We start from the raw sequence: 6,325 nt of genomic DNA, 5'->3' as shown, positions 1-6,325 counted from the left end.
CGGGGGTGCAGTTCCGGGAGGGGGTGGGGGCTGAATGTCTCTCCACTGTCATTCCGGGGCACGCGAAGCGTGAGCCCGGAATCCATCGTGCCACAGCGTTGGTCGATGAATGGCTTCCGGGCTCGACGCTGCGCGTCGCCCCGGAATGACGGAAGTGACCTAATCCGGCCGAACCATCTCGAACATGTTCTCCGGCTTGATCTCGAAATAATCGCCGCGCCGGCCGGCGCGGACGATGGGGCGGGCGGCGGCGGTCTGGTAGACGCCGTCCTTGATCAGGGCCTTGTCGATGTGGACGGCGACGACTTCGCCGAGCGTCAGCCAGGCGTCGGCCTCCTTGCCATTGGCGCCCTTGAGGCGGACGATGTCGGACACCTTGCACTCGAAGGCGACGGGGCTCTCGCCGACGCGCGGGACATTGACGAGCTTGCCGGGCACGGCGGTGAGGCCCGCGACCTCGAACTCGTCGACCTCGGGGGCGACATGCGCCGCGGTCGCGTTCATGTGCCTGGCGAGATCCATCGTCGTCAGATTCCAGACGAACTCGCCGGTCTGCTGCATGTTCTCGACCGTGTCCTTCCAGTTGGTCGAGGAGAAGCCGATGATCGGCGGCACGTAGCAGAACGCGTTGAAGAAGCTGTAGGGCGCGAGGTTGACGTGGCCCCTGGCGTCGCGCGAGGAGATCCAGCCGATCGGCCGCGGCGCGATGATGGCGTTGAAGGGGTCGTGCTTGAGTCCATGGCCCTTGGAGGGCTCGTAGAAGTACAGGTCTTTGTCGGTCACGCGCTGCTTCCTTTCGTCATTGCGAGCGCAGCGAAGCATCCAGAATCCCTCCGCGGAGACGGTCTGGATTGCTTCGCTGCGCTCGCAATGACGGAGTTTGTGGGTCCGTCCCGGTCCGCCTCCGGCGGTCGTGCCGGGGCGATCAGTCTGCTTATAGGAGAAAACGCCCCGCCCGTCAGTGGCGCGGCGACAGACCCGCGATGACGAAATCGATCATCTGGTCGATGGTCGGGCCGGGCTTGGTGGCGCACTGGGCGATCATTTGGGGGTGGAAGAAGCGCATCATCGCTGTGCATGAACAGAGCGCAGCCAGCTGCAGGTCGGGCGCCTCGAACTCTCCGGAGACGACGCCTTGCGCGATCATCTGGCCGATCATTCCGGCAATGCACTCCATATGAGTGACGCAGACCGCCCAATCCTCCTGCATCGCGATCTCGACCATCTCGTGCAGCTTGTTGTCGCCGACATAGCGCTCGGTATTCATGCGATTGATGGTGATGAGCAGTTCGCGGAAGCGCGGCAGCACCGGACCGGGCCTTGCCACGATCCGCTGCGCCTCCAGCTCGACCTCGCCCATCAGCGAGCGGGCCACCGCCTGATGGATCGCCTTCTTCGATTCGAAGAAGCGATACACGTTGGCGGGGCTCATCCTGAGCTCCTTGGCGATGTCGCCGACGGTCGTCTTCTGGTAGCCGATCTGGCGGAACAGCCGCTCGGCCACCTCGAGGATGCGATCCCGGGTGTCGACTTCGATATGTTCCGAAACAAGGGCCATCAGTCAGGACTCGCTGGTCAGCAGTCTTCTCATCTATTCAGCCGCTTCGGCAAGCGGAATTGCGTGCGGGTCATCGCTCCCATGCTGCGGCGCGGCCGGCTGCTCGGGCGTTCCGGCCTCGTCCAGGCTCTTGCGGAACCACAGGGCGTAGAGGCCCGGCAGGTACAGCAGCGTCAGGAAGGTCGCGACGAACAGGCCGCCCATGATGGTGATCGCCATCGGGCCCCAGAAGGCCGAGCGCGTCAGCGGGATCATGGCGAGAATGGCGGCGAGCGCCGTCAGCACCACCGGCCGGGCACGGCGGACGGTCGCCTCGACGATCGCCTCGCGCCGGGTCAGGCCGTGGCTGACGTCGGTCTCGATCTGGTCGACCAGGATGACCGTGTTGCGCATGATCATGCCGGCGAGCGCGATCAGGCCGAGCAGCGCCACGAAGCCGAACGGGGCATTGGCGACGTTCAGGCCAAGCGAGGCACCGACGATGCCGAGCGGCGCGGTCAGGAACACCAGGATCAGGCGTGAGAAGCTCTGCAGCTGGATCATCAGCAGCGTCAGCATCACCATGACCATCACCGGGAAGAGGATGAAGATCGAGGCGTTGCCCTTGGCGGATTCCTCGAACGCGCCGCCCGGCTCGATCCGGTAGGCCGGCTCGAGGTGATCCTTGATCGCCTTCAGCTTCGGCGTGATCTGGTTGGTGACATCAGGGGCTTGCACGCCGTCGACGACGTCGGAGCGCACGGTGATCGCCATGTCGCGGTTGCGCCGCCACATGATCGGCTCCTCATGGGCATATTCAATTCGAGCGATCTGCTGCAGCGGCACGGCGACGCCGTTGCGCGAGGTGATGGTGAGATCGCCGACGCCGCCGAGGTCGAGGCGCTCGGACGGGATCGCGCGGGCGACTACGCCGACCTTCTCGATGCCATCGCGCACGGTCGTGACCTGCGAGCCCGAGATCAGCATCGCCAGCGCCTGCGAGACGTCCTGCGGGGTCAGGCCCATGGCGCGGGCGCGGTCCTGGTCGACGACGAGCTTGAGGTAGGGCGACTGCTCGTTCCAGTCGAGCTGGACGTCCTTGACGCTCTTGTTCTCCCGCATGACGTCGCGGACCTGGTAGGCGATCTCGCGGACCTTGTTCGCGTCGGGGCCGATCACGCGGAACTGCACGGGGAAGCCGACAGGCGGACCGAAATTGAAGCGGTCGACGCGCACGCGTGCCTCGGTCAGGAAGCCCTCGGCGGCCGCGGTCTCGATCTTGGCCTTGATGCGCTCGCGCGCCTCGACCCCCTTGGCAACGATGACGATCTCGGCAAAGGCCTCGTTCGGAAGCTGCGGGTTGAGGCCGAGCCAGAAGCGCGGCGAGCCCTGGCCGACATAGGCGGTATAGGTCTCGATGTCCTTGTCGTCCTTGAGCAGCGTCTCGGCCTTCTTCACCGCCTTCTCGGTGACGTTGAAGGCGGTGCCTTCCGGAAGGCGCAGCTGCAGGAACAGCTCGGGGCGCTCCGAGAGTGGGAAGAACTGCTGCTGGACCTGGCCGAAGCCGACGATCGAGGCGGCGAAGACGCCGACGGTCGCGACCACCACGGTGATGCGGTGGTTGACGCACCACTTCACGATGGCGCGCAGGCCGCGGTACATGCGGGTCTCGTAGACCGCATGCGGATCATGGTTGTGGTGCGCCTTCATCTCGGGCAGCAGCATGACGCCGATATAGGGCGTGAAGATCACCGCCACGAACCAGGAGGCGACCAGCGCGATTGCCACGATCCAGAATATGCTGCCGGCATATTCGCCGACCGCGGAATTGGCAAAGCCGATGGGGAGGAAGCCAGCGGCCGTGACCAGCGTTCCCGTGAGCATCGGAAACGCAGTTGATTCCCAGGCAAAGGACGCCGCACGCATGCGGTCCCAGCCCTGCTCCATCTTCACCACCATCATCTCGACCGCGATGATGGCGTCGTCGACGAGCAGGCCGAGCGCGATGATCAGCGCGCCGAGCGTGATGCGGTGCAGGTCGAGCGACATCGTGTTCATGACGATGAAGACGATGCCGAGCACCAGGGGCACCGACAGTGCGACCACGATGCCGGTGCGCCAGCCGAGCGCCAGGAACGAGACGAACAGCACGATGACGAGCGCTTCCATGAAGGAGTGCACGAACTCGCCGACGGCGTGCTCGACCACCTTGGGCTGGTCGGCAATCAGCTTGACGTCGACGCCCTGCGGCACCGCCTTCATGAAGTCGGCCGTCGCCTTCTCGACCTCCTTGCCGAGCTGGAGGATGTTGGCGCCCTTGGCGGTGACGACGCCGATGCCGATGGCGGGCTTGCCTTCCTGGCGCACGACGAAGCTCGGCGGATCGACATAGCCGTGAGTGACGGTGGCGATATCGCCGAGACGGAACACGCGGCCGTTGCTCTCGACCGGCGTTTCGGCGACGGCCTTGGCACCGTCGAGCGCGCCGGTGACGCGCAGCGGCACGCGCTGCGAGGAGGTCTCGACCGTGCCGGCCGGCGTCACGTTGTTCTGCTTGGCGAGCGAATCGAACAGCGCCTGCGGCGTGATGCCCAGCGTGGCGAGCTTGGCGTGGCTGAACTCGACGAAAATGCGCTCATCCTGGTTGCCGTAGACGTCGACCTTGGTCACGCCGGGCACCTTGAGCAGGCGCTGGCGAAAACCTTCGGAGACCTTCTTGAGCTGGGCATAATCGGCGCCGTCGCCGGTCATCATGTAGAGGATGGAATCGACGTCGGAGAACTCGTCGTTGACGACGGGCCCGAGAATGCCGGACGGCAGCTGGCCCTGCACGTCGACCAGCTTCTTGCGCAGGAGATAGAAGAGATAGGGCACGTCCTTCGGCGGCGTGTTGTCGCGGAAGGTGACCTGGAGCGCGGTGAAGGCGGGCTTGGAATAGGTCTGCACCTTCTCGAAATAGGGCAGCTCCTGGATCTTCTTCTCGATGGGATCGGCAACCTGGGTCTGCATTTCCTGCGCGGTCGCGCCGGGCCAGATCACGGAGACGTTGACCACCTTCACCGTGAAGAACGGATCCTCGGCACGGCCGAGCTTCTCATAGGAGAAGAAGCCGGCGACGCCGAGGATGATCATCAGGAAGAGCACCAGCGTCGGATGGCTGACGGCCCAGGCCGAAAGGTTGAAGCGCTTCATCGCACTCTCCGAAAGACGATCCAGTTGCAAACAACGACAGCCGCTCTGTTCAAACCGTCGTCGCGAGGCAGCGAAGCAATCCAGGGGGCTGGGCAGGTTCTGGATCGCTTCGCCGCTTCAGCCTTTGCTTAGGGACAAAGGCCGAAACTCACCTCACACGACGTAACTCACTTCTTTTGTCTTGCCGTTCCGGGGCGACCGCAGGGCGAACCCGGAAAATGTCAGGACTAGAAACTCAGTGACGACACGATCCGCACCCGCTGGCCGGGATCGAGCTTCTGCACGCCGAGGGCGACGATCTTGGCACCCTCCTCCACGCCGCCGGTGATGACGACGTCCTTGCTCTCGTAGGACTTCACCGTGACCGGCTTGAGGGTGACGCCACCGTTGTCGTCGACGACGTAGAAGGAGGGCTTGCCGCCTTCGTTGAAGAGCGCCGACAGCGGCAACCGCGCGACGCGCTCGGTCGCGGCATCCGACAGCGTCAGCGTCGCCGTCATGCCGAGCGCGACCTTGTCGTCGGCCTCGGGCAGCGAGAACTTTGCCAGATAGGTGCGCGTGGCGGGATCGGCTGCCGGCGCGATCTCGCGCAGCTTGGCCGTGTATTTCTTGTTCGGCTCGGACCAAAGAGTGACGCTGGCGACGCCCGACTTGGCACGTCCAACCAGCGTTTCAGGGATCGCGACGACCGCTTCCTTCTCGGCAAAGCGGGCGACACGGATCGAAGCCTGGCCCGCGGCAACCACCTGGCCGGGCTCGATCAGCGTTGCGGTGACGACGCCGCGGGCGTCGGCGTTGAGCGTCGCGTAGGAAAGGGAATTCTTGGTCAACTCGACCGAGCGCTCGGCCCGGTTCAAGCGCGCACGGGCTTCATCGGCGGCGGCGCGGCTCTGGTCGAGCTGGGCGTCCGTGGTCCAGCCCTTGGCCTTGAGGTCCTTGGCGCGCTGCTCGGCGGCGGCGGCCTGGGCCAGCACGCCGGTTGCGGCGGTCTGCTCGGCAACGGCCTGCTCGGCCTGGAGCTTCAGGTCGACCTCGTCGAGGGTGGCGAGCGGCTGGCCGACTTCGACTGTCTGGCCGACTTCGACGAGGCGTTTGGCCACCTTGCCGGCGACGCGGAAGCCGAGATCGCTCTCGATCCTGGGACGGATAGTGCCAACGAAGCTGCGCTCCGGGGTCTCGGCAGCGTAACGGGCGGTTGCCACCAGAACCGGCCGCGGCGGCTCGGCCTTCTCGGCGACGGTATCGTTGCACCCTGCCAGCGAAACGGCCATCAGGGCGAGCGCGGCTCCTGCGAAAAGCTTGGAATAGCTCGACAAAATCGACCGGACGAACATCGAAGGACACTCCTGCATCTCGATTGAGAGGAATGTCGACTGTTCACTGATAAAAGTCAATAATCGTCAGTCATCAGGAATGCGTGATCGTGAAGGAGTGGTAAGGAGGGCTAGGCTTGGCCGCGAGGTGTTATTGTAGCAACCATTAAAGCGGGCGCCCGATTGCCTTGAGCATGACGCCGCGCTTGCGACCGTCAAGGCGTGGCCTGGCGGCAGCGGGTATGAGGCGAGAGCAGAGCGACGGCCAGCCTTGACGGCCGCC

Annotated in this window: 4 protein-coding genes; all 4 read right to left on the bottom strand. The window is 64.9% G+C overall.

Features of this window, described 5'->3' with window-relative positions:
* Positions 1-159: 159 nt before the first annotated feature.
* The 4 genes from I6F17_RS37205 to I6F17_RS37190 all read right to left on the bottom strand — a co-directional run bounded on the left by I6F17_RS37205 (position 160) and on the right by I6F17_RS37190 (position 6,063).
* On the bottom strand, positions 160-783 hold the full coding sequence (locus tag I6F17_RS37205) for a flavin reductase family protein (RefSeq protein ID WP_225132246.1): 624 nt from the start codon (positions 781-783) through the stop codon (positions 160-162).
* Positions 784-958: 175 nt separating this feature from the next.
* Positions 959-1,558: a TetR/AcrR family transcriptional regulator gene (locus I6F17_RS37200; RefSeq protein ID WP_036035269.1), complete on the bottom strand. Its 600-nt coding sequence runs from the start codon at positions 1,556-1,558 to the stop codon at positions 959-961.
* A 33-nt stretch (positions 1,559-1,591) separates the two neighbouring features.
* Positions 1,592-4,729: an efflux RND transporter permease subunit gene (locus I6F17_RS37195; protein WP_225132245.1), complete on the bottom strand. Its 3,138-nt coding sequence runs from the start codon at positions 4,727-4,729 to the stop codon at positions 1,592-1,594.
* A 227-nt stretch (positions 4,730-4,956) separates the two neighbouring features.
* The gene (locus tag I6F17_RS37190) at positions 4,957-6,063 is read right to left on the bottom strand and encodes an efflux RND transporter periplasmic adaptor subunit (RefSeq protein WP_225132244.1); all 1,107 of its coding nucleotides are present in this window, start codon (positions 6,061-6,063) and stop codon (positions 4,957-4,959) included.
* Between the last annotated feature and the right edge of the window lie 262 nt (positions 6,064-6,325).

Source organism: Bradyrhizobium sp. NBAIM18 (assembly GCF_020193825.1).
GTDB classification, from domain to species: domain Bacteria; phylum Pseudomonadota; class Alphaproteobacteria; order Rhizobiales; family Xanthobacteraceae; genus Bradyrhizobium; species Bradyrhizobium yuanmingense.
Note: the sequence above shows the minus strand (reverse complement) of the source record. Positions and strands in the feature narration are given on the sequence as shown.